Below are 22,156 nucleotides of genomic sequence, written 5' to 3'. Positions count from 1 at the left end.
TCAACCTTTCCAATTCATTCTTCGACAAAGCCCAGAGCAACGGCCTGAAAGTCATCTGCGATCTGATCCAAATCCGAATAACCCGCCACAGTGCGGGCACCGATGTGATCCTGCACCATCGCCAGACAGGTCGCCCGTTCGCGGCCACGCTCGGCCTCGGTGGGGTAGATGAAATCGATCTGTTTGCGGAGCAGGACGGGCGAGTACTGATCGACAAGACCCTCGATCAGGTTGGCGTATTCGACGATATCCGCCTTGGCCTTGGCCTCCAGCTCGGCCAGTTTGGCGGCGGCGTCTTCCTTGGCGGCCAGCACTTCATCAAGGAAAGCCTGATCCCCGCTTTGCCGCGCTTCCGCCTCCAGCGCGTCCAGTTCCGGCGCGATGGTCAGGGATGAGATCAGCGCGTTCAAGTAGCGCCGGATGCCCTGACCACAGACCAGCACGCCCGAGGTCAGGATCAGGCGGATCGACTGGTCCCGCTGCGCGTTGCGCTCGACCCGGCCCCGGTTCAGCGTGTCCTTGATCACCGCAAGCTGCGTTTTGGTACGATCCGACAGGGTCTCTGCCGAGATTTCGTCCAAGAGGTCCATCGCCTCTTGCTCGCTGGCCGCCACCGCCAGCCCTTCATCGGGGCGCGCCAACTGGTCCAGCCCGTCCTTCAGCGCCTGATCCTGATCGGCCGAGGTAATCGCCAGACCCTGCAACACCAGCCGGGTGCCGGTGAACCGGTCCGCCGAGGCTGTGTTGGACAGGATGTCAAAGGGCGGCACTTCGAACCGGGTCGAGGATGTGATGTCAGCCAAAGGCGTCCGCGCGTCGCCACCGCGCTTCACGAAGCCACCCGCCTGACCATGCAAACGCCCGTGACGCACCAGCGCAAAGGGATCGCCCACAATCTCGGACGCGTTGCCCAACATGTCGTGCAGACCCAGCGGATTGGGGCGCAGAGATCCCACGACCTGCAATTTCCCCCCGGCTGAAGCTGTGCCGCCATGGGCAATGTATTCATCCTGCGGCGTGCCTTCGGGCACAGGCGGCAAAGGGGCCCGGAACAGGGCCTGATCGACTTCCAGACCGCCACGGGCGGAATATTCCCATTCCTCTTCGGTCGGCAGGCGCAGATAGCCGCGGGTATCACCCACTCTGGGCAGCGAGTCCGGCGCGTTTTCCATCAGCCACAGGGTGTAGGCTTCGGCAAAGCGCTGATAGTCCAGCTTGGTCTGCCCAACCGCCGGAACAAAGCCTCGGCGGCGGGGTTCCTTGTCGGGGCAGCCTTCCATGACCACATCCCATTGCGCCTGCGCCAACTCATACTTGGCCATGTAGAAATAGCCCTTGGCCGCGCCTTCGGGGTCGGCAAACGCGCCTGAGACAAAGGCCCGGCGCAGACCGTTCAGATAGGGCTGATCGCTGCCTTCCTGTCCCAGCACGACCGAAACATCGCCGATCACACCATCGGTATTGGGCGTCGCCACCTTTCGAAAGGTCATGGCCCCGCCGCAAGGCATGGGCAGGGACAAGTCTCCATCTGCAGGCTGCGGGTTATAGTATTTCTCGCGCCATGTGATGTCCTGCGCCTGCGCGGTTGCGGAGAAGGTCAGCAGACCGATCAGCGGGGCCAGGGCAAGGCGGGTCAGTTTAGGCATGGGTCAACACCTCCTGAGGTTCGACTTTGCGCACGGCAAACACCGCCCAGACCGCTGCGGTCACCGCTGTCACGGCCCCCAGAACCAGCGTCGCCAGAATGTTTCCCACATAAAGGCGCGCCACGGATTCACCCGGGGCGGTTTCAAACGTTGCGTTGATGGCCAGCAGGAAGGGCAGGATGATGATCAGCGTGGCAATCACACCGCCCAGCACCAGCGTCAGGCTTTGCACCACCGGGATCACACAGCGTTGCCGGTCGGGCATGGTCAGCATGGAAAACAGGCTGAAGATCACCCGCTGCCGCTCGACCATGCCGCGCAGATTGGCCGAGATCGCCGCCCAGAAGCCAAACATCGCCAGCGCCGCAATCGCGGTGAACAGAATGTTCAGGTTGCGCCGGAAGGACAGCAACAGGGCCGCGTTTTCGGCCCGTGGGCGCGATTGCAGCCCCATCTCGGACAGATGCGCGGACAGGGTTCCGATATCCTCAAGCGAGCGCGCATAAAGGCGGAAACTGGCATAGGTCTTGGGCTCGGCCACAGGGTCCGTCCAGTTCGCGGGGTTCGAGGTCAGATCGTCCCGGAACCGCTCGACCGCCAGAAGATCGGGCAGCGACAGAAAGATGGCCGGGCGGGGCCAGATCTCGGGCGGCAGCACGCCGATGACCTGCAGATCGCGGCGCGCGTTTTCGCGCTGGCCGTCCACCTCGCGCCCGATGATCATGTCCAGCGTATCGCCCGCCGATACCGACAGATCCTGCGCCAGCTTGTCTGAGATCCATACACGCCCCGGCGCAACCGCTTCGCCGTCGATCAGCGGATCGCCAGCGGCTGAGGGGATCAGCGGCACCGCGCGCTCCAACTTGCGCTGTGCTTCATGCCGCACCGCATTGGCCGATGTGTTGATCGAACGGGTGGCAGGCACAATGAACCCCACATCCTGCCGCGCGCCTAAGGCCGCGAAGAAAGCCGCGTCGTGCTGTTCGGCCCCGATGGCCAGAATTTCGCGGTTCGACGGATCCTCGATCAACCGGCCCACCATGGTGCCGATGATCCCGTTTTTCAGGGCCAGAATGATCAGCAGCGGGCCCAATACGCCTGCCAAAGCGGCCACGAAACACAAAGCCGATTGCCAGTCATGGCGCAATTCGCGCAAGGCCAATAGGGTCGGTATCCGCACCATCACGCCACCCTCGCCGCCGCGCGGCCTGCGGTTGAGAAGATCGAGTAGGACTGCCCCTGATGATCCAATATGCGGTGATCGGCGCGGGGGGTGTCCGCAAATTCACCGGTTTGCGCCTGATGGCTGGCCAGAACCACCGCCGATCCGGCCTCGGCCGCCAGATGCACAATCAACCCTTCGACCTCGGCCACATTGGCGGGATCAAGGGCCGAGACAGGCTCATCCAGCAACAGCAGCGCAGGTTGCCCCAGCAACGCCCGGGCGACCGAGGCGCGTTGGCGTTGGCCCACGGACAACTGACCCGGCTTGCGCGTGGTCAGATCCCGCAGCCCCATGGCGCGGATCAGGTGATCCTGCCATTCGGCATCCGGTACCTGCCCGGCAACACGCACCGGCAGTTCGATGTTTTCCTGCAAGCTGAGATACGGCACCAGAGTATTGGTTTGCAGCACAAAGCCCAGCTTGTCCGGTCCGGCAAACGCGGCCCTTGGGGTGTCGGGCGTGACCTGAACCCCGTCAATCACATGCCGCCTGTCCGGCAGGTCGGTCAGAGGCAACGCCCCGGCAATCAGCCCAAGCGCGGTGCTTTTGCCCGCACCGCTAACCGCGTCCAGAACGATGGTTTCGCCCGCGTTCAGCTCCAACTCTTCGATCACCACGAAGAAACAGGGCGCGCGTTCGATCCCAAGGTTGCGGATCGACAGAACCGTATCAGGGACGTCTGAGGACAAGCGCTACCCCCCCGAGTTCAACCTTGGATTTCGTGTTGATCTGCACCGGTTCATTCGGCTTCAGACGCCGGCCATCGACCTTGGTGCCGTTGGACGAGCCCAGATCGGTCAGCATCATCTTGCGGCCCTGCAAGGACAGGCTGGCATGACGTCGGCTGAGGTTGCGATCGGTAATGGTCAGCGTGTTTTCACTGGCCCGGCCAATGGTGACGCCGGATTGCAACTGCGACGCGCTGAATTTGGCCGATTGGCCATCCATGCTGACAGCCAGAATCGCCCGGCCCGAGGATTTCACACCCCCGCCACGCAGGGATTTTGACCCGTCATCGCCCTTGTTTTGCGACGCAACATAGTAGATCCCGCCGATCACCAGGGCACCTGCCCCGCAAAGAACCGCCAGAATGATCAGCAGGCTGTTGTCACCCCCTGCGGGGTTCACCATTTCCGGGTTTTCCGGATCGCATTCCTGTTGATGGGACGTGAACGGGATACCCGTATCCCGCAAAAACCCGGCAATGGGATTTGCGGACGAGGCCCAGAACGTGTTGTTCGTGGGTGTAACGCCATCCGAGCTCCAGACCGAGATCACCGTATTGATCCCAAGAACCGAGCCGCAATAGTCGATCAGCGGCCCGCCCGAATTGCCCGGATTGACCGATGCGGTGTGCTGCACAATCTCCAGCGTTCGACCGGTCTCGTTAAACGATCCTGGCGCCACTTTACTGATTGCGCCTTGGGTCAGAGTTGGTTCCAGAAACGGCAGCATATCGCCGCCCGCGTTGATCTGATCTGACGATCCCGGATAGCCGATGGCGGCAACCTGTTCGCCCTTCAGCGCCTTGCCTTCACGCAGCGACAGGATGCCGGGCCGGTGCCCGCCGTTTTCCTGCGGGACGATCCGCAGAACCGCCAAGTCCAACTCGCGCGAGGCATGCAGCACCTGCGCATCGTAAAAGAACACCCGATCACCCTGTTTGAAACCGACCTGAATGTACTGGCCGCCATCAATGACGTGATGGTTGGTGATATAGTAATACCCGTTGCCTTCGGGCAGTTCCGACAGAACAAAGCCCGATCCGGTGCCACCCCGGCCACCGCCCCGATCCACCAGGGTCCGCCCCATCGCCTTATCGGCCTCAGCAACAATTTCCGGAACGATCTGGGCCGGGGCCGCACTAGCCATGGCGATCAAACAGGCGGCAGCGAAGCCAAGGGAACGGACAACTTTCACGACACTCACATCAGGATTCCATATGCAATGACGGCCGCAGCCACGACCAGGATCAACAGCAAGACCAGTACCGACGCCGCCCGCGATCCACCCCGTTTTCGAGGTTTCGGTGTTGGGCGGTTGGTCCCTTTTTTGCGCGGTTCGGGCGCGGAATTGCGCGGGACTGCTTGGGGCGCGTGCAGGTCGATACCAACAACGCGCGCATAGTCGCGGGCAGTGCGGATGCGATCCCGTGGCAGCAGCTTGCAGCCCATGTCGATGGCATTCAGCAGCGCGTCGTCATATTGCGCCTGAACGCGGTTGCGTTTCAGGTTCTGACGCACCGGGACATAAGGGTCCCGCCCGCTGGCCCGCATTTCTTTCCAACGCTCTTCGGCATTGGGCGGCAGGCTTTGCGAGACCATCTCGTACAGGATCACGGACAAGGCGAACAGGTCGCTCCACGGGCCTTCATGAACGCCTCCGGCCAGACCGGTCTTTTCCGCGGGGAATTGCTCAATCGCCGCATATTTCCGTGTGAACATCGAGGCCAACCCGCTGGATTTCCCCATCAGCCGCGCCGCGCCAAAGTCGATCAGGATCGGCTGACCGTCTTTGCGGATCATGACATTCGCGGGCTTCATATCCCGGTGCACCACGCCAACTTCATGCACCGCGTCCAACGCGCCCAGCATCGACCTCAGGAAGGTCATCACCAGGTCCTGCGGCACCGACCCCCGCGCGTCGATCATGCGCGCCATCATCCGGTCCAGCGGATCGCCGTGGATATATTCCATCACGCAATAGGCCGTACCGTGCTTGCGAAACGCAGCACGCACCCGCATCAGGCCCTGCTGCTGGGGCAGATCGCGCAGCAGGTTGGCTTCTTGCAGGAAGGCTTCAAGCCCCATGTGAAACAGTTGCCGCCCCTCGGATGTGGGCGACACCGCGTTGTTGGGGCCGCGATCTGCATAATCCGCCGGAAAATACTCTTTGATCGCGAACCGCTCGCCGGTTTCGCGATTGCGCGAACGATAGGTGATGCCAAACCCACCCTGCCCCAGTACGTCGCCAAGAACGTAACCGGCAAAGGTTTCTCCCTTTGGCAAATGCACGGACACTGTTGGGTCTACCTTCCTTCACCAAGGGGTTCGACATCCTCTGCCGCGTCCTCGTTCGGGACGGGTTCGGATGCTGGTTCCTCTTCCACTTGCGGGGTTTCCGACTCTTGCGGCGCTTCCGGGGCCGGTGCTTCGGGCTCGGCTTCATCCGGCGAGCGTGTCGCGGGCCCTGTATCCGGGTCCTCCTGACCCTCCGGCTCGGGTTCCGTCAGCGGCTGACCATCGCCGTCCGGGTCTGACACTGCCGGATCTTCGTCGACCGAACTGTCACCGATTCGCCGTTCTTCCTGCTGCACGGGCGGGGTTGGCGCGGGCTCTTCCTCCTGCGTGACCTCGGGTTCGCCGCCCTGGCTGAAAATCAACGCCCCTGCCGTTGCGACAACGGCCAGCGCCCCCAGACCAATCGCCGCGTATTTCAGGGATTTGTTGTTCCTGTCCGAATTGTGGAACGCCCATTGGCTGCCCCGCAAAAGGCTGCTCATACCGTCCTGAACATGGGCGTAGACGACAACCGTGGTGTTGTCCTGCTTCGGCTTTCCCTTCGCCTCGACCGCGTTCAGCAGATCGGATGCAACACCGCGCATGTCGCGGCTTTTGCCGTTTTGAAGGATTTCGCGAATCTCGGCCTGCGACAGGGTATCCAGCCCGTCCGAGCAGGACAGGACCACATCCCCCGGTTTCAGGCTGATCGCGTTGACATCTGTCAGCGAAATCCGGTCGCCCATCAGGGCCGAGCGCAGCGCATTGCGGCGCGGATGGCTGTCGGCCTCTTCCTGCGACAGTTTTCCGGCCGCCACCATCTGCAGCAATTCACCATAAAGCGAATGATCCGCGTTCAGCTTTTTCAGACGCCCATCGCGCAGCAGAAACAGGCTGCTGTCGCCCACCGACACCCAGATCAGCCGGTCCCCCAGCTTGAGCGCCGCCACCAAGGTACAGCCCATCCCCTTAAGGTCAGGCTGCGTGGCGATGCGCTGGCGCAGGGCCTCGTTTGCCGCCGTCAGCGACTCTTGCAACCGGTCGCGCGGGCGCGGCGCGTCCGAGCCCCCGACAAAGTGCTTTTTGAACGCCGACAGGGCCAGGTTGGATGCAACCTCACCCCCGGCATGGCCGCCCATCCCATCGGCGACCAGCATCAGGATGTCGGACTTGGGATCACGCTCGTTCTGATAAACAAGATCGAACGCGTCCTCCTGATTGTCGCGCTGGCCCAGGCTCTGTTTGCCGCTGATGATTGTCATCTGGATCAGTCGTCAGAGCTTTCGGCCAGTTCCGACCAGTCAAAATCCTCGTTACAGAAGGCGACGAACCGCACATGCGTCTGCTTGGACAGTTCGATCAACGCGTAGTTTTCCAGTGGCATGGTCGTCGCCACGATCTGACCATTGATCCGGCTGATATTGCGGCCCGTGCCGGGGGCGGCAAAAAACACCCGGTTGGCATCGTCGAAAATGATCCGAAGGTGATCATTGCCGGAAATCATCTTGTCGCCGAAATCCAAAGATACACGCTCGCCACCGTCGCGGCCCAGCGTGTTCATGCCCGAGCCCAGATTGACCGATTGCCCCAGCCCCGGTCCCTTGACCACGACCAACCAGCCGGTGATCGGATCCACCATCGGGTCGAATTCGGCCTTGTCCGAGAAGTTTTTGGACATGCCGCCGTGATAGATCTGCGTCTTGTCATCCTCGACATATTCCGTCGGCGCTTCGCTGAAGGACGACCCGCTTGGCATAGCATGCGTCGCCTCGTCATCCGACGGAGAAATGCTTTCGGTAAATCCGTCATCCGAGCCGAAATCCAGATCGTCGTTCAGGTCTTCTTCGTCCTTGTCGAACAGCCAGCTTGTCTTGTTGTCGTTGCCCATGTTCTTCACCTTTCCTGTGTGTTTGGCCGCTGGGTTATGCCCGGACCAGTTTCAGGCGAACGGACCCAAGGCCCAACGTGTCACCCACATTCACTCTTTGTGCGCCTTTGATCTTGCGTTCGTTGACCAGCGTCCCGTTCAGGCTGTCCAGATCGCTGAGCGTGAACCGCCCGTCGGGCGAGCCGCTCAATTCCGCGTGCACACGTGAGATACCGCCATCCGGGATCACCACGCCGTTCGTACTGCTGCGCCCCAGGGTCGAGCGACCAGACGGCACCGGGAACCGATGCCCGTTATCGACCCGCACCAGATAGGCAATCGGTGGCGGAGCGGTGGCGACGGTACGCGCGTCATCCTGCGGTGGGCGCATGCCGGTGATGTCGCCATCGTCGAACTCTCCCGCTTCCAGATCATCGCCGTCATCGCCCGATCCGCGCCGGGTCAGCAGCACGATCAACAGGATCAGCAACAGCAACAGAACCCCGGCCCCGATATACACATACAGCGCCGGCAGGCCGAAAATCAGATCCTCTTCAACCGGGTCGACCACTGGATCCGGCGTCGGCGTGGGATCGACCACGGGCTGGAATTCGGCCGAGTAGCTTTTGGTTTCCGTCTGTCCAGGCTGGCCCACAACCGGTTGGATCATGTCGATGGTGATCCGCGCAGGCGCGGGATCGCCAACGGGAACGATCAGGCCCGAGCCTTTGACCGCGTTGCCATAAGACCGGATGAAATCCGCCACGACCGAGGTCGCATCGGATTGGTTCTGCAGGAACACCTCTTCCATCAACCCGTTTTGCGGGTCGGTCAGGCGTTTCAGAACATCGATGCCGCGCGTTGTGCGCGCATTGCCCTGCGCCCGCCAGAACATGCCAAGGGCCGAGACCGATACACCCTCACGCTCAGCCGCTTCCGAGATCTCTTCGACCGTGGCCAGACCTTCCTCATCGCCGTCGGTGATCAGGATCAGGTTTTTCAGCAGCACATCGTCCTGCTGGCTCAGCAATTCGATGGCGCGGGTGGCGTTGGCGACAAGGCGGGTGTTCTGTTCCTTGATCTCAAGGTCTTCGATCACATCCTCGGCGCGGGCGCGGCTGGTCGAAAAGGGCGACAGTTCGACAATGTCGTTGCCAAACCCATAGATCGCCACTTTCTCATCCGTCGGCAGGTTGCTGACAACGCGCGAGATCAACTCGCGTTCGCGGCTCCAGCTGCGCAGGCGACCACTGCCGTCGCCCACCGACAGGTCGATCAGAACCATCGTGGCGGACAGCGTCAGATTGCCGGGCAGATCGTCCACAGATTTGACGAACTCGAAATCGGCCTGTGCATCGCCCAGTGACCGAAAGCTCATCCCGCCGCGTTCATTGCCGGACGGGACGCGCACAAGACAGCTATCCTCGGGTGCGGGGGCTTCCGGGGCGCAATCCAAAATGGCCAGCCCTGTGGCTGGTGCGCGGGTCTTCCCCTCTTGCGCGTGGGCAGCGCCCGAAATGACCAAAGCGGCGGCAAGCGCCAGAAATCTGCGTGAAAATCCGTAGGTCACGATCCCAAGACCCCCCTCAGGCAAGACGTCCCGGTCGTCGCATGCGTCGACAAGCGCCGACCTGACGTGATTGGTATTAAATCGACAACGCGCGATAGGCTGCTTTGATCCGGTTCAGTTCGGACGACACGACCGACGCACTTGCGCCACTGTTCACGTCACGCTCGACCGCGCTCAGCTGGTTATCCAGCGCCTGCACCTGCTGCAGCTTCACCGGGTCCGAGGCCGAGGCCGCACGCGCCTGCGCACCTTGCGCTTTCACTTCGGCAATCTGCTGGCGCAGCGACGCGATTTCGGAACTGTTGGCATCCCGTTGTGCGGCCAATTGCGCGTTGCGCTGCTCGGCTGCCCGGTTTTGCGCAATAATGGCATCCGCCTGCGCCTTGTTATTGGCGATCTGGCGGTCATATTCGCCCGAATTCAGGTTTGCGATATTGTCGAACAATGTGGCCGTTGTCGGATCGGTCGATCCGGTACAACCGGCAATCGCAATCAAGGAAACAAAAGCTACTGGTTTTGAGAAACGGAAAAGATCACACGTCATTTTACCACACTTACTATTGGAAAACCCGCGCCTGAAAGACAGACGCGGGTCAAAGGAAATTAAAGCAGATTAATGGATGCGCGGGTCCGGGCCAGACGGTTTTTATTGCTGACCGCCGCATTGGTCGCACCGCCCAAACCGGGCTGACCTTTGCTTGAGGCCGTCCGAAGTTCGGAAATGGTGTTGTCCATATTCTGTTCGCTGCGCTTGAGCTCGGTCGAGACCACCTGACGGTTGGATTTGATCGCCTTGACCCGCTGGTTATACGCGGATTGCGACAATTGCCCGCCATCCAGCTGACGACGCAGCGACTTCAGTTCTGCGTTCTGCGAGGCCAGAACCGAACGCAGGTTCGCTTCGACCGAGTTCAGCTGTTTGCTTACATTCGACAGATTGGCCAGAACCGCCTTACTGTTTACAATCTCGACGTTTTTGGCTGCGGCCTGCTTGCCGACCTGATTCCCGCCAACACCGCCGATCAGGCCACCGGCAGCGGCACCCGCAGCGCAATCACCGGCGTCACCACCCAGCAGCAGTCCAAGTCCGCAGCCGACAATGGCACCCGCAACGGCACCCTGAACCGTGTTGTTTACAATGATGTCCTTCGAGACCTGATCCAGGCTGCGAACTTGCTTTTCAAGTTGCTTTTCCTGCTGGGTCTTGCCGGCCACCGACGATGATGACGCGGATTGGATCGTCTCTTCGGTACAGGCTGAAATGAAAAGGGAAATAGCAGCAAAAAGGGACACTGCGGCTGTACGCATCTCGTTACTCCGTAATACAAATTTTTCTTCGTAGTTGATTATGAACTCACATGTTTTTTATTTTCAATCAACGATTCGCGAATGTCTTGTGATTACAGGATACTGATTCGGGACACTTTCGACCAAACACTTTCGAAGATTCGTTCATAGGTAGAGTTTAAAGATGAAAATACCCCTTGGTATTCGGGACAAGATGAATCTGGCAAACGAGATTTTTGCATTTGCCGGACACATTGCCGCAGGAATTGGCGCGCTGTTTGCGCTTTTGGGCATTAGCTCGAATTTCGCGAACAATACCACCAGTGTGGTCTTTAATGTTGAAGTTGCCAGCCTCTCGTTGCCGGTTCGCATGACGCTGCTGATTCTGATTGCGGCGGCACTGGGCTGGGGGCTGGGCGCTCTGGTCGCGTGGCTAAGCCGGTCCAACAATGAATCCCTCAGCTTCGCGGCCTATGTCGTGGCCATTCTGTGGGGCGGAATGATCGTCGGCGCGGCCGAGTGGCTGGCGGTATCGCTCAGACAGCAGATCCTGTCCGAAACCCTGCTGTTCACCGTCGCGGGCATGGGTCTGGCGCTTTGGGTGGCGGGTTTCCATTTTCGCAGTTCCAACGCCGGGGGCAGACATGCGCTGAGGTTGCGTTGTGACGCGCTGCTGTTGTTTTCAATCGGCGCGGCCCTGTTCCTGGTTCTGACATTGCTGGGGACACGATAATGATGATCGGCGGACCTTTGGACGACAAGAACGCCGCGCGCCTGCTTAGCGCGGCGGCCCTGCTGGATTTCATGTTTCTGGGCTTTGTTGTCGCCACGCTTGAACCTGTGCTGCGGCAAGAGCTTCGGTTGCATCAGGCGGGCCTTGCCCTGCCGATTGGCCTGTTTCTGGTGTTGGTGCTGATCTACTGGCTGATCTGCGAAGGCATCCTGAGCGGCGCAACCATCGGTCGGTTTGTCATGCGCCTGAACATGCGTGACAAAAGCGGCAAGCCGGTTTCGGCAATGCGCCGGTCGTCGCGAGCGATGAAAAAGATCATGACCCTTGGCCTGACTGGCCTGAACCCGAACTCGGCCGCGCGCTATGACCGGGCCGCCGAGGTGCGATGGTTCAGCCCCATGGCGCCGCGCCCGATCAAGATGTGGCGTCTGGCGGTCTCATCCGGCCCGGATCAGGGCAAATCCATCGTCTTCCGCGATGTGCCGGGAATCGCGTCCACCCATCAGATCAAGATCGGGCGCGATTCCGGTTGGGCCGATCTGTCGCTGGAGCGTAGCAAAAAGGCGTCCGGGCAGCATTGCGTGATCCAGATCGCCAAGGGCAACCAACTTTACCTGCGCGATCTGGGCTCGTCGAACGGAACATTCATTGGTGGACGGCAGATCAGGCCGGAAAAACCGACGCGTCTGGGCATGAACAGCCGGTTCCGCGTTGGCGATGTCTGGATTTCGATCATCCGCTGATTTCAGGGCAGAGACAACGCGCCACAGGAGTTGTGCTTGCAACCGGCTGGCATTTCGTATACCGCGGCATACAAACTAAATGGCCAGGTGCCAAACGCACCTCGCGCTCTCGCCCAAACCGTCGGAACACGCCATGAGCCTTTATACAGATTACCTTACCGAAATCGAAACCCGCAAAGAACAGGGCCTCAGCCCCAAACCCATCGATGATGGGGCTTTGACGAAAGAAATCATTGATCAGATCCGCGATCCGCAGAACGAATATCGCGCGGATTCGCTGCACTATTTCATCTACAATACCCTGCCGGGCACAACCAGCGCCGCCGGTGAAAAGGCAGGCTTTCTGAAAGAGATCATTTTGGGCGAAGCCGCCGTCGAAGAGATTTCGCAGGATATTGCGTTCGAGCTGTTGTCGCACATGAAAGGCGGCCCCTCGGTCAAGGTTCTGCTGGATCTGGCCCTGGGTCAGGACGCCTCGATCGCTGGCAAAGCGGCTGAGGTGCTGAAAACACAAGTCTTCCTGTATGATGCCGACACCGACCGTCTGAAAGCCGCGTTCGAGGCTGGCAACCCGGTCGCGAAGGACATCCTGGAAAGCTATGCCAAGGCCGAGTTCTTCACCAAGCTTCCCGACATCGACGAAGAGATCAAGGTCGTTACCTATGTCGCTGCCGAAGGCGATATCTCGACCGACCTGCTGTCGCCGGGCAATCAGGCGCATTCGCGAGCTGACCGGGAATTGCACGGCAAATGCCTGATTTCCGAGAAGGCACAGCAAGAGATCGAGGCGCTGAAACTCCAGCACCCCGACGCGCGCGTGATGCTGATCGCCGAGAAAGGCACCATGGGCGTGGGCTCGTCCCGCATGTCTGGCGTCAACAACGTGGCGCTGTGGACTGGCAAGCAGGCCAGCCCCTACGTGCCCTTCGTCAACTTCGCCCCGATCGTGGCGGGCACCAATGGCATCTCGCCGATCTTTCTGACCACCGTTGGCGTCACCGGCGGCATCGGGATCGACCTGAAAAACTGGGTCAAGAAGGTGGACGAGGATGGCAACGCAATCCTCAACAACGACGGCAACCCGGTTCTGGAACAGAAATATTCGGTTTCGACCGGTACGGTTCTGAAAATCGACACCAAAAGCCACAAGCTGCTGAGTGAGGATGGTGACGAACTGGTCGACGTCTCGTCGTCCTTCACACCGCAAAAGATGGAATTCATGAAGGCGGGCGGTTCATACGCCATTGTCTTCGGCAAGAAACTGCAGACATTTGCAGCCGAGACACTGGGCGTCGAAGCACCCTTGGTCTTCGCCCTGTCCAAGGAAATCAGCCACGAGGGTCAGGGCCTGACCGCGGTTGAGAAGATCTTCAACAAAAACGCCGTGGGCGCCACGCCGGGCAAGACCCTGCATGCCGGATCGGATGTGCGGGTCAAGGTCAACATCGTGGGTTCTCAGGACACCACCGGTCTGATGACCATGCAGGAACTTGAGGCGATGGCCGCAACCGTCGTGGCCCCCAGCGTCGATGGTGCCTATCAGTCGGGCTGTCACACTGCATCGGTCTGGGACGCCAAGGCGCAGGCCAACACGCCACGTCTGATGAAGTTCATGAATGATTTCGGCCTCATCACCGGGCGTGACCCGAAAGGCGTCTATCATTCGATGACCGACGTGATCCACAAGGTGCTGAACGACATCACCGTGGACGACTGGTCGGTCATTATCGGCGGCGACAGCCACACCCGTATGTCCAAAGGCGTCGCCTTTGGCGCGGACTCGGGCACCGTGGCACTAGCGCTGGCCACCGGTGAAGCTTCGATGCCGATCCCGGAATCGGTCAAGGTGACCTTCAAGGGCCAAATGGCCGAGCACATGGATTTCCGCGACGTGGTGCATGCGACGCAGGCGCAGATGCTGGAACAGCATGGCGACAACGTTTTCCAGGGCCGTGTGATCGAAGTGCATATCGGCACGTTGCTGGCGGATCAGGCCTTCACCTTCACCGACTGGACCGCCGAGATGAAGGCCAAAGCCTCGGTCTGTATCTCGGATGATGAGACGCTGATCGGCTCGCTGGAACTGGCCAAGTCGCGCATTCTGATCATGATCGAAAAAGGCATGGAGCATGAAAACGGCATGCTGCAAAAGCTGGTCAACATCGCCGATGCGCGCATTGCTCAGATCAGGTCGGGTGAAAAGCCTGCCCTGCGCCCCGATGACAATGCGAAATACTTCGCCGAAGTTGTCGTCGATCTGGACCAGATCGTCGAGCCGATGATCGCCGACCCGGATGTCAACAACGCCGATGTTTCCAAGCGCTACACCCACGACACGATCCGCCCGATCTCGTACTACAATGCTGAAAAGCATGTGGATCTGGGTTTTGTCGGCTCGTGCATGGTGCACAAGGGCGACATGAAGATCGTGGCGCAGATGCTGCGCAACCTCGAAAAAGCCTCGGGGAAAGTTGAATTCAACGCGCCGCTGGTTGTGGCCGCACCGACCTACAACATCATCGACGAGTTGAAAGAGGAAGGCGACTGGGAGATTCTCCAACGCTATTCAGGATTTGAATTCGACGATCTGTTCCCCAAAACCCAGGCGCGCACCGAGTACGAGAATATCCTGTACCTCGAACGTCCGGGTTGTAACCTCTGCATGGGCAACCAGGAGAAAGCGGCCAAAGGTGACACGGTTCTGGCCACCTCGACCCGCCTGTTCCAGGGCCGCGTCGTGGCGGATGCGCCCGACAAGAAGGGTGAGTCGTTGTTGGGCTCGACTCCGGTTGTCGTACTGTCCGCCATCCTTGGCCGGACCCCGACACTGGACGAATACAAGGCGGCTGTCGAAGGCATCGACCTGACCAAATTCGCCCCGCCGGTGCAAGCGCCCGCCGGAACGAAATCGGTCCACTTCTAAAGCCGCGATCCGATCAAACCAAAAGCCCGGCCTTCTGGCCGGGCTTTTTTGTTCAGGCGGTCATGTCCTTCACGGCAGTCAGCAACTGCGCCACCTCCTGCTCGGTATTGTAGTGGCACAGCGAAATGCGGATGCAATCCGACAGTCCCAGCGGCGTCAGCACATTGCCCGAGTAATGATCTGCCTTGCGGGTATGGGTGCGGATACCCTGCTGATTGAGCGTTTCGACCACCTGTTCCGACGGGATGCCATCCACCACAATCGACACCAACCCCTCACGCGCAGCGTTGTCCGCCCCGGCCAGAATGCGAATGTGGTCCATATCCCGCAGCCCCGGCAGGTTTCCGACCCCGTTGATCATCGCGTTCGTCAGATGCGTCTCGTAGCCGTGAATGGCGCGACCCGCAGCCTCGATCCGTTTGCGCGGATCGGTTTCGTCGGACACCTCGCCGCCCAGCCAGATGAAATAGTCGATCACGTCGGACATGGTGGCGTAGGACCCGGTGTCGCGGGTTCCGAACTCCCACCCTGTTGCCGGCGCATCGATCAGCATGTCATGGGGCAGCGCGCTCAGCTTGTCGGAAATCCATGCGATGCCATAGCCGTGGCGCGAGAACACTTTGTAAGGTGAGATCGCATAGCCATCGACGTTGTAGGCATCCAGATCCAACTGCCCGTGTGCCGCGTGCTGAATACCATCAACGATGATCAGACAGTCGGGTGAGACAGCCCGGATCGCGGCTGAGATCGCGGCCACATCCATGCCCATCCCCGTCACGGGTGAGGCATGCAGGATTGTCGCCACCGCCACGTCCGGAGTCATCCGCGCGGCATAATCCTCAGCCGTGACCAGCCCGGTTTCGTCGTCATGCTGCACGTTCACGTAGTCCAGCCCGGCAATCCCAGCCCAGCGACGCGCAGCACTGCGGGTCGCCGGGTGTTCGATTGAGGACCCGATCACCTTCGCCCCTTTCGGCGCAACCAGACAGGCCGTGCGGATCAGCCGGAACAGCAACTCAGTCCCGCTTTCCCCGGCAAAGAACTGGCCCGATGAGGCGTTCATGAACACGCCCAGATCGGCCTTGGCCTTGTTGATCACATTTTGGGTGCCCTGCCCCGCCGGATTGATCCGCCCCGGATTGTCCGGGATCGCCGCATAGAAAGCCGAGGTCTCGGCCACCTTCTTCAGCGTCAGCGCGCCGCCTGCGTTTTCAAAGAAAACACGCTCGCCCTGAAACGGGCAGCTATCCACATGGGCAAAACGATCGCGGATCGCCGCGATCAGACCGGGGTTGTCTTTGATCATGTTGTACTTCCTGTCACTGCGTCCAAGTGTCGGGGCCGCGATGGCCTGCGCCTGTGTGGGATCCGTATCTCAAAGGAAACCATCGTCAATGTCAGCGATGGCGGCAAGGGGTTGATCCATAGGGTCATCTCACGGCAATCCTTCTGCACAAAGGGTTTAGCTGGCATCCGAATGTCGACAAATCAGAACCTTCCTTACAATCGGTCGAACAGCCGACCCGGAAGCCCGGCATGTGGTGGCAGCCCAAGCTGCTGGACCAACGCAAACATCATCGCCTGGTTCGAGGTCACGACCGGTTTGCCAAGCGCATCCTCGATCCGCTCAACCGCCTCGACCGCGCGCATATCGGTGCAACTCAGGACAATGGCTTCGGCCTTGGGATCGTCGGCCCGGCAGGCAAGGTCAAAAACCTCCTCTGGCGTCAGCTCTCCCTGACCGTAATTGCCCAGTTCGCGCCCTATGTCTGCGCAGCGCACCGTCTCGATCCCGTTCTGAGCCAGAAAACCCATGGCCTGCGTGTTGATCTCGCCCAGATAGGGCGAAGAGAAACCCACATTCGACACACCCAGCGCCTTGATCGCCTGCACCAACGCACCGGCGGCGGTAAAGGTGATCGCACCCGAGGCGGCCTTGATATCCTGTGCCAGTTGCGCGTCAAAGCCGGGGCCATGGGTCAGCGTGGCCGAGGTGCAGCCGTACAGAACCACATCGGGCCGGACGCCTGCGATCATCCGCAAGTCATGGCTGTTATCCGAGGCCCCCAGCCCGGCCATCTGGTCCGAGCCCGGAATCTCATCCACGTCATAGCCACCCATGCGCTGGAAATGCACCGTCGTATCCGGGCAGCGCATCAGTATCATGTCGGCTTCGAGGTTGGTGTTGGTGAAGGGTACCAAAACGCCGATTTTTGCCCGAGTTCGGGTTTCATAGCTCATGACGTCACCTTTCGCAGCACGGCCAGACAGCGATCCATGATCGCTTCCCGGCAGATCGTGGCCCGCAGGCAATCGGTCAGCCCATAGCCGCCCATACCGCGCATCAGCAAGCCCTCGGCCCGCAGGGCCTGATCTGCCTTCCGGGCGGTTTCAACATCTGCGAACCGGATCAGGACAAAGTTTGTATGGCTGGGCGGAACCGACAGACCGAGCGCCCAGCACCCATCGGCAAAGCGATCCCGGATCGCAGCCGTTTGGTTCACCGTTTCCCGCATATGCGCCTGATCCCGCATCGCCGCCGTTGCCATGGCTTGCGAGGGGATCGACACGTTGTTCGGGTTCAGCACTTTGCGCATCTCAGCCGCAATCGCGGGCGGGAACACGCCCCATCCCACACGCGCACCCGCCAGCCCATAGGCCTTGGAAAAGGTGCGCATCACAACCGTGTCGCCCCGTCCGACCAAATCAAAAACCTCAGCCGGGTTTTGGCCCTCATCCGCAAATTCCGCATAGGCCTGATCGACAACCAGCAGCACATCCTTGGGCAGGTCGTCACGAAGACGGATGACCTCGGCATTGGGGATCAGCGTCCCCGTCGGATTGCCCGGATTGCAGACAAAAACGATCCGCGTTTGGGGCGTGACGGCGGCCAGAATATCATCGACGGAAACGGTCAGATCGACCTCACGCGCTTGCACGTAATCCGCCTGCACCTGCGCTGTGGCCGACGCCACATAGGCATAGCCGTAATCCGTACCCAGCACCCGGTCCCCCGACCCTGCAAAGGTGCGGATCAGACAGCCGATCAGTTCCATCGACCCTGCACCGCACAGGACCGTGTTGGGGTCAAGCTTGTGGACCTCGGCAATCGCCGCGCGCAACTCGGGCCAGTCCGGGTCCGGGTAGAGCGGCATCTGCCCCATCACCGCCTGCCCCGCCGCAATCGCCTTTGGGCTGGCTGGAAAGGCGCTTTCGTTCTGTGCCAGCGAAACGGTGCCCGCATGCCCAAGATCGGCCAGCGCATAGGCGGCCATGGAACGGATGTGATCGACCGCCCGGATCATGGTTTGCCCCCATAGGCCTTGGCCCCTTCGGGCGTCACCAACCCGCGCCTCAGATCCAGCGCCAGCGCATCCGGGTCCCGATCTGCCGGGTCACCAAACCCGCCACCGCCGGGCGTGTCGAAGATCAGGTAGTTCCCGCCTTCGACCCGCAACTCGCCCTTGCCGGGGATGTCGCTGACCCCGTCCCGAAACCGGATCCGCCCCGGCGCGCCGGGCTGCCCGCCCATTCGGCCCAAGGCGGGGAATTTCAGCCGCTCGACCGACAGGAACACGATGAAGGGCGTGTTGTTGGACGAGGTCATCTCGATCCTCTGCCCCAGCCCGCCACGATATTTGCCCGCACCGCCCGAATCCGGCAGCAACTCGCGCCGCCACATGATCACCGGGGCCACGCTTTCGGTAATTTCGACCTGTGAGCCAAAGACGCCTGACGGGTAAGCCGTGGCCGACAGCCCATCCGCATGAGGCCGCGCACCGGTGCCGCCATTGTGCACGGGTTCAATGGCAAACTCGCGCCCGCCACTGGCCGCAACCTCGGGCGCGTGGCGCATGGGCAGGTCGAACATGCACGAGGCACCCTCGGCCGGAACCTTGTCAGGCAGTGCCTGATGCAGGCAGCCCAGCACCAGATCGGGCGTCACCTGCCCCAGCGTGTGGCGCATCGCCACCGGAACCGGGCGTTGCGCGTTCAGGATACAGCCCTTGGGGCCGTCCACCGTGAACGGTTCCAGCGAGCCGGCGTTGTTGGGAATATCCGGCCCGACGATACAGCGCAGGGCGAACACGGTATAGGCCGTGGCATAGTTCAGCGGCACGTTGATGCCTTTTCTTGAACAGCCCGACGTGCCGGTGAAATCCACATGCATCCCGTACTTGGTAACGGTCAGTGTGGCGTGTAGCTCCAGCTCATTCTCGTACCCGTCCATGCGCAACACGTTCTTGTAGACGCCTTCAGGCACCTCGGCGATGGCCTCCAGCGCGCCATTGCGCGAGGTGTCGATAATGTAATTGCCCAAACGGTCCAGATCGTCGATCCCGAACTCATCCATCATCGCCACCAGCCGGTCCACCCCAGCCTCACAACAGGCGATCAGGGCGTAGATGTCCCCCTCATTAGCAATCGGCTCGCGTGAGTTGGCGCGGATAATGTCCATCAGCAGCGCGTTTGGCGTGCCTTCCTCGACCAGTTTGCAAGGGGGGATCAGCAGGCCCTCGTCGTAAATATCCGATCCTTCCGGCCCCATGCCCAAGCCCCCCAGATCCACCAGATGCGAGGTGCAGGAGGTAAACCCAACTACCCTGCCATCCTTGAACGCGGGCATCATCAGCAGGAAGTCATTCAAATGACCCGAGGCCAGCCACGGGTCGTTGGTCATGTAGATGTCACCTGGCTTCATGTCCTGAACGGCAAAGCGTTGGCGCAGATGCAGGACGGCCTCGGCCATGGTGTTGATATGTCCGGGCGTTCCGGTCACGGCCTGCGCCAGCATACGGCCATCGACGTCGAATATCCCGGCCGAGATATCGCCGCATTCCCTCACGATGGGGGAAAAGGCGGCGCGGATCAGCGTCTGGCCCTGTTCCTCAACCACCGCCAGCAGGCGGTTCCACATCACTTGCAGGCGGGCGGGGGAAAGGTCGGAGTTCATCTCGCGCCTCCTTTCTGGTCTTGGATCAGAACCAAATTACCAATTGCATCCATATGGGCCGAGAAATCGGCGGATACGAGCGTGGTGGTCTGCGGTTCATGGATCAACGCCGGGCCCGGCACGTGATCACCGGGTTTCATGTCAGCGCGCGCGACGAAAGCGGCGTTTTGCGCAGTACCATCCACATCGCAGGTGATCGGGCGCGTCTCGGTTGCGTTGAACAGGGTGCGTTCGGGCGCATCGGGCACCGAAGGAACAGAGTTGTCCAGCGTCGCCACCCGTACGGCCCAGTTCAATATCTCGATCTGCATCCCCGGCACCGGGCGCGAGAATTGCTTGCGGTATTCTTCCTCGAACGCGGCGGTCAGCGGGGCAATGTCTTCGGGCGTCACCGCACGATCCGGCAGGGGGATTTCGATCTCATGCCCCTGCCCGTTATAGCGCATAAACGCGGTGCGCAGGGTCTGGGTTTGCGTATCACCTGCCCCTTGGGCCACGACCTCTTTCGCCTCGGCAATCATTGTATCGAACAAGGCATTCACCCCGTCCAGATCCATGCTGTTCAGCAGCGAATAGCGCGAGCGGACGATCTCGAACGAAACCGGCGCGAACAGGAAGCCCACCGCCGAGCCAACACCCGGATTGGGTGGGATCACGATACGCGACACCCCAGCAGAGCGCGCGACACGGCTGGCATGTAAAGGACCATTGCCGCCAAAGGCGATCATCGTGCGCGGGCCCAAGTCCTTGCCCGACTCAACAGCGTGCATGCGTCCGGCACTGGCCATGCTTTCATCCACGATGCGGCTGACGCCATCTGCCGCGCCCACGGCGTCAAGTTGCAGCCGTTCGCCAACCACGCGGGCCAGCGCCGCTTTGGATCCTTCGGGGTCCAGCCGGATATGACCCTCGGCAAAGGTGTCCGGGACGATATAGCCCAGCGTGATGTCGCTGTCGGTCACGGTGGGTTCGGTGCCGCCGCGCATGAACGCCACCGGCCCCGGCTCGGACCCGGCAGATTGTGGCCCGACGGTCAAGCGGCCCAGACGATCCACCCCGGCAATCGAGCCGCCGCCCGCGCCAATCTCGATCATCTCGATCACCGGAATACGCACCGGCATGCCCGAGCCTTTGATGAACCGCGCCGCCCGGGCGATCTCAAACGCGCGCGAGGTCTGGGGGCGGGCACCATCAATCAGGCACAACTTGGCGGTGGTGCCCCCTACATCGAAGGACAGCACCTGATCCAGACCCGCCCGCGCCGCGATACGTGCCGCCAGAATGGCCCCACCCGCCGGGCCGGATTCGACCAGACGGATCGGAAAACGGGCCGCAGTTTCGACCGTGCACATGCCGCCCCCTGCGCTCATCATCAGGATCGGGCATGTTACGCCTTCGGCCTCGAACTGATCTACGAACCGGGCCAGATAGCTTTGCATCAGAGGCTGGATATAGGCGTTCGCCACTGTGGTGCAGAGCCGGTCAAATTCCCGCGCTTCGGGGCTGACATCGGATGAGATCGAGACGGTCAGGCCGGGGCGGTGCCGGGTCAGAAAATCACGCAATCGCCGCTCATGCGCGGGGTTGGCATAGGCATGCATCAGGCAGATCGCCACTGCCCCGGCCCCACTTGCGTCAAATTCAGCTAGAAGGTCATCGATCTGCGCCTCGTCCAGCGGGATCAGCACAGCACCCTCGGCGGATATACGTTCGCGGATCACAAAGGACCGCTCGCGCGGGACCAGAAGATCGGGTTTTTCCAGATTGATATCGTATTGGGAATAGCGCCGCTCATACCCGATATCGAGGATGTCGCGGAACCCTTCGGTGCAGATCGTCGCCACCACGGCCCCGCGCCGTTCGATCAGAGCGTTGGTGGCCAGCGTGGTGCCATGGATGAACCCCGTCACTTGCGACAGGGACCGCCCGGTTGCGGCCATGACCCGCCGCGCGCCCTCCATCGCGCCATCCGCCGGGTTTTGATGGGTGGTCAGGGTTTTGGTCGAGGCCAGAATCCTGTCTTCGCCTTCAACCAGAACCGTGTCGGTAAACGTGCCGCCAATGTCGATGGCCAATCGCAGCGCGTGTGTCATGTGGTGGTCCGTCCTCGTTTGCAATCCTGCCAGTCAAATGCCCAAAAAGGCGATTACTGACACATCGCAACGAGGTCGCAGCCCGTGGCCCGACGATCCAGAGGGTTATGGATACA

18 protein-coding genes are annotated in these 22,156 nt (G+C 60.9%); 3 read left to right on the top strand and 15 right to left on the bottom strand.

Annotated elements, in window-relative coordinates; all coding sequences use genetic code 11:
• Nucleotides 1–14: 14 nt before the first annotated feature.
• The 10 genes from ACR0KJ_RS10520 to ACR0KJ_RS10475 form a co-directional block, all read right to left on the bottom strand.
• On the bottom strand, nucleotides 15–1,646 hold the full coding sequence (locus ACR0KJ_RS10520) for a formylglycine-generating enzyme family protein (RefSeq protein ID WP_480626634.1): 1,632 nt from the start codon (nucleotides 1,644–1,646) through the stop codon (nucleotides 15–17).
• On the bottom strand, nucleotides 1,639–2,829 hold the full coding sequence (locus ACR0KJ_RS10515) for an ABC transporter permease family protein (protein WP_480626633.1): 1,191 nt from the start codon (nucleotides 2,827–2,829) through the stop codon (nucleotides 1,639–1,641). The genes ACR0KJ_RS10520 and ACR0KJ_RS10515 overlap by 8 nt, the downstream gene beginning before the upstream one ends.
• On the bottom strand, nucleotides 2,829–3,560 hold the full coding sequence (locus ACR0KJ_RS10510; RefSeq protein WP_480626632.1) for an ATP-binding cassette domain-containing protein: 732 nt from the start codon (nucleotides 3,558–3,560) through the stop codon (nucleotides 2,829–2,831). Before ACR0KJ_RS10510 ends, ACR0KJ_RS10515 begins: the two co-directional genes overlap by 1 nt.
• Nucleotides 3,541–4,791, bottom strand: a complete 1,251-nt coding sequence (locus ACR0KJ_RS10505; protein ID WP_480626631.1) for a trypsin-like peptidase domain-containing protein — start codon at nucleotides 4,789–4,791, stop codon at nucleotides 3,541–3,543. Before ACR0KJ_RS10505 ends, ACR0KJ_RS10510 begins: the two co-directional genes overlap by 20 nt.
• Nucleotides 4,792–4,796: 5 nt before the next feature.
• On the bottom strand, nucleotides 4,797–5,885 hold the full coding sequence (locus tag ACR0KJ_RS10500) for a serine/threonine protein kinase (protein WP_480626630.1): 1,089 nt from the start codon (nucleotides 5,883–5,885) through the stop codon (nucleotides 4,797–4,799).
• Between the two features lie 14 nt (nucleotides 5,886–5,899).
• A complete protein-coding gene (locus tag ACR0KJ_RS10495) occupies nucleotides 5,900–7,132 on the bottom strand; it encodes a PP2C family protein-serine/threonine phosphatase (protein WP_480626629.1) in 1,233 nt (410 codons plus the stop codon).
• Nucleotides 7,133–7,137: 5 nt separating this feature from the next.
• Complete coding sequence (locus tag ACR0KJ_RS10490; RefSeq protein WP_170453943.1) at nucleotides 7,138–7,758, bottom strand: FHA domain-containing protein; 621 nt, start codon at nucleotides 7,756–7,758, stop codon at nucleotides 7,138–7,140.
• Nucleotides 7,759–7,792: 34 nt separating this feature from the next.
• Nucleotides 7,793–9,307 carry an FHA domain-containing protein gene (locus ACR0KJ_RS10485; RefSeq protein WP_170524690.1) on the bottom strand — a complete coding sequence of 505 codons (1,515 nt, stop codon included), beginning with the start codon at nucleotides 9,305–9,307 and terminating at the stop codon, nucleotides 7,793–7,795.
• A gap of 76 nt (nucleotides 9,308–9,383) precedes the next feature.
• The gene (locus tag ACR0KJ_RS10480; protein ID WP_170622254.1) at nucleotides 9,384–9,851 is read right to left on the bottom strand and encodes a hypothetical protein; all 468 of its coding nucleotides are present in this window, start codon (nucleotides 9,849–9,851) and stop codon (nucleotides 9,384–9,386) included.
• A gap of 59 nt (nucleotides 9,852–9,910) precedes the next feature.
• Entirely contained in the window at nucleotides 9,911–10,615 is a 705-nt protein-coding gene (locus ACR0KJ_RS10475) for a hypothetical protein (protein WP_170453949.1), read from the bottom strand.
• A 163-nt stretch (nucleotides 10,616–10,778) separates the two neighbouring features.
• On the opposite strand from ACR0KJ_RS10475, the gene ACR0KJ_RS10470 reads away from it, so the two are divergent.
• The 3 genes from ACR0KJ_RS10470 to ACR0KJ_RS10460 all read left to right on the top strand — a co-directional run bounded on the left by ACR0KJ_RS10470 (nucleotide 10,779) and on the right by ACR0KJ_RS10460 (nucleotide 14,993).
• Nucleotides 10,779–11,327 carry a sensor histidine kinase family protein gene (locus ACR0KJ_RS10470; RefSeq protein WP_170524687.1) on the top strand — a complete coding sequence of 183 codons (549 nt, stop codon included), beginning with the start codon at nucleotides 10,779–10,781 and terminating at the stop codon, nucleotides 11,325–11,327.
• A complete protein-coding gene (locus ACR0KJ_RS10465) occupies nucleotides 11,327–12,070 on the top strand; it encodes an FHA domain-containing protein (RefSeq protein WP_170524684.1) in 744 nt (247 codons plus the stop codon). Before ACR0KJ_RS10470 ends, ACR0KJ_RS10465 begins: the two co-directional genes overlap by 1 nt.
• Nucleotides 12,071–12,203: 133 nt before the next feature.
• Nucleotides 12,204–14,993, top strand: coding sequence for a bifunctional aconitate hydratase 2/2-methylisocitrate dehydratase (locus tag ACR0KJ_RS10460; protein ID WP_480626628.1), 2,790 nt, complete (start codon nucleotides 12,204–12,206; stop codon nucleotides 14,991–14,993).
• A 52-nt stretch (nucleotides 14,994–15,045) separates the two neighbouring features.
• Here ACR0KJ_RS10460 and ACR0KJ_RS10455 read toward each other — a convergent pair whose 3' ends face one another.
• From ACR0KJ_RS10455 to ACR0KJ_RS10435, 5 genes are all read right to left on the bottom strand, one after another.
• Nucleotides 15,046–16,299 (bottom strand): aminotransferase class V-fold PLP-dependent enzyme, encoded by a 1,254-nt coding sequence (locus ACR0KJ_RS10455; protein WP_480626627.1) that lies wholly within the window; start codon nucleotides 16,297–16,299, stop codon nucleotides 15,046–15,048.
• 194 nt (nucleotides 16,300–16,493) lie between these two features.
• Nucleotides 16,494–17,234, bottom strand: a complete 741-nt coding sequence (locus tag ACR0KJ_RS10450) for a maleate cis-trans isomerase family protein (RefSeq protein WP_480626626.1) — start codon at nucleotides 17,232–17,234, stop codon at nucleotides 16,494–16,496.
• Nucleotides 17,231–18,298, bottom strand: a complete 1,068-nt coding sequence (locus ACR0KJ_RS10445) for a pyridoxal phosphate-dependent aminotransferase (protein ID WP_480626625.1) — start codon at nucleotides 18,296–18,298, stop codon at nucleotides 17,231–17,233. Before ACR0KJ_RS10445 ends, ACR0KJ_RS10450 begins: the two co-directional genes overlap by 4 nt.
• A complete protein-coding gene (locus ACR0KJ_RS10440) occupies nucleotides 18,295–19,947 on the bottom strand; it encodes a hydantoinase B/oxoprolinase family protein (RefSeq protein WP_480626624.1) in 1,653 nt (550 codons plus the stop codon). Before ACR0KJ_RS10440 ends, ACR0KJ_RS10445 begins: the two co-directional genes overlap by 4 nt.
• Nucleotides 19,944–22,040, bottom strand: coding sequence for a hydantoinase/oxoprolinase family protein (locus ACR0KJ_RS10435; protein WP_480626623.1), 2,097 nt, complete (start codon nucleotides 22,038–22,040; stop codon nucleotides 19,944–19,946). The genes ACR0KJ_RS10440 and ACR0KJ_RS10435 overlap by 4 nt, the downstream gene beginning before the upstream one ends.
• Nucleotides 22,041–22,156 lie beyond the last annotated feature (116 nt).

It is taken from the genome of Ruegeria sp. AD6 (assembly GCF_056542325.1).
The sequence above is the reverse complement of the archived record's forward strand: the minus strand, read 5'-3'. Positions and strand labels throughout refer to the sequence as shown.

Coding starts and splice junctions, on each gene's coding strand:
- ACR0KJ_RS10520 (WP_480626634.1), bottom strand. CDS start 1,646: ATGCCTAAACTGACCCGCCTTGCCCTGGCCCCGCTGATCGGTCTGCTG.
- ACR0KJ_RS10515 (WP_480626633.1), bottom strand. CDS start 2,829: ATGGTGCGGATACCGACCCTATTGGCCTTGCGCGAATTGCGCCATGAC.
- ACR0KJ_RS10495 (WP_480626629.1), bottom strand. CDS start 7,132: ATGACAATCATCAGCGGCAAACAGAGCCTGGGCCAGCGCGACAATCAG.
- ACR0KJ_RS10490 (WP_170453943.1), bottom strand. CDS start 7,758: ATGGGCAACGACAACAAGACAAGCTGGCTGTTCGACAAGGACGAAGAA.
- ACR0KJ_RS10480 (WP_170622254.1), bottom strand. CDS start 9,851: ATGACGTGTGATCTTTTCCGTTTCTCAAAACCAGTAGCTTTTGTTTCC.
- ACR0KJ_RS10475 (WP_170453949.1), bottom strand. CDS start 10,615: ATGCGTACAGCCGCAGTGTCCCTTTTTGCTGCTATTTCCCTTTTCATT.
- ACR0KJ_RS10470 (WP_170524687.1), top strand. CDS start 10,779: ATGAAAATACCCCTTGGTATTCGGGACAAGATGAATCTGGCAAACGAG.
- ACR0KJ_RS10465 (WP_170524684.1), top strand. CDS start 11,327: ATGATGATCGGCGGACCTTTGGACGACAAGAACGCCGCGCGCCTGCTT.
- ACR0KJ_RS10460 (WP_480626628.1), top strand. CDS start 12,204: ATGAGCCTTTATACAGATTACCTTACCGAAATCGAAACCCGCAAAGAA.
- ACR0KJ_RS10455 (WP_480626627.1), bottom strand. CDS start 16,299: ATGATCAAAGACAACCCCGGTCTGATCGCGGCGATCCGCGATCGTTTT.
- ACR0KJ_RS10450 (WP_480626626.1), bottom strand. CDS start 17,234: ATGAGCTATGAAACCCGAACTCGGGCAAAAATCGGCGTTTTGGTACCC.
- ACR0KJ_RS10445 (WP_480626625.1), bottom strand. CDS start 18,298: ATGATCCGGGCGGTCGATCACATCCGTTCCATGGCCGCCTATGCGCTG.
- ACR0KJ_RS10440 (WP_480626624.1), bottom strand. CDS start 19,947: ATGAACTCCGACCTTTCCCCCGCCCGCCTGCAAGTGATGTGGAACCGC.
- ACR0KJ_RS10435 (WP_480626623.1), bottom strand. CDS start 22,040: ATGACACACGCGCTGCGATTGGCCATCGACATTGGCGGCACGTTTACC.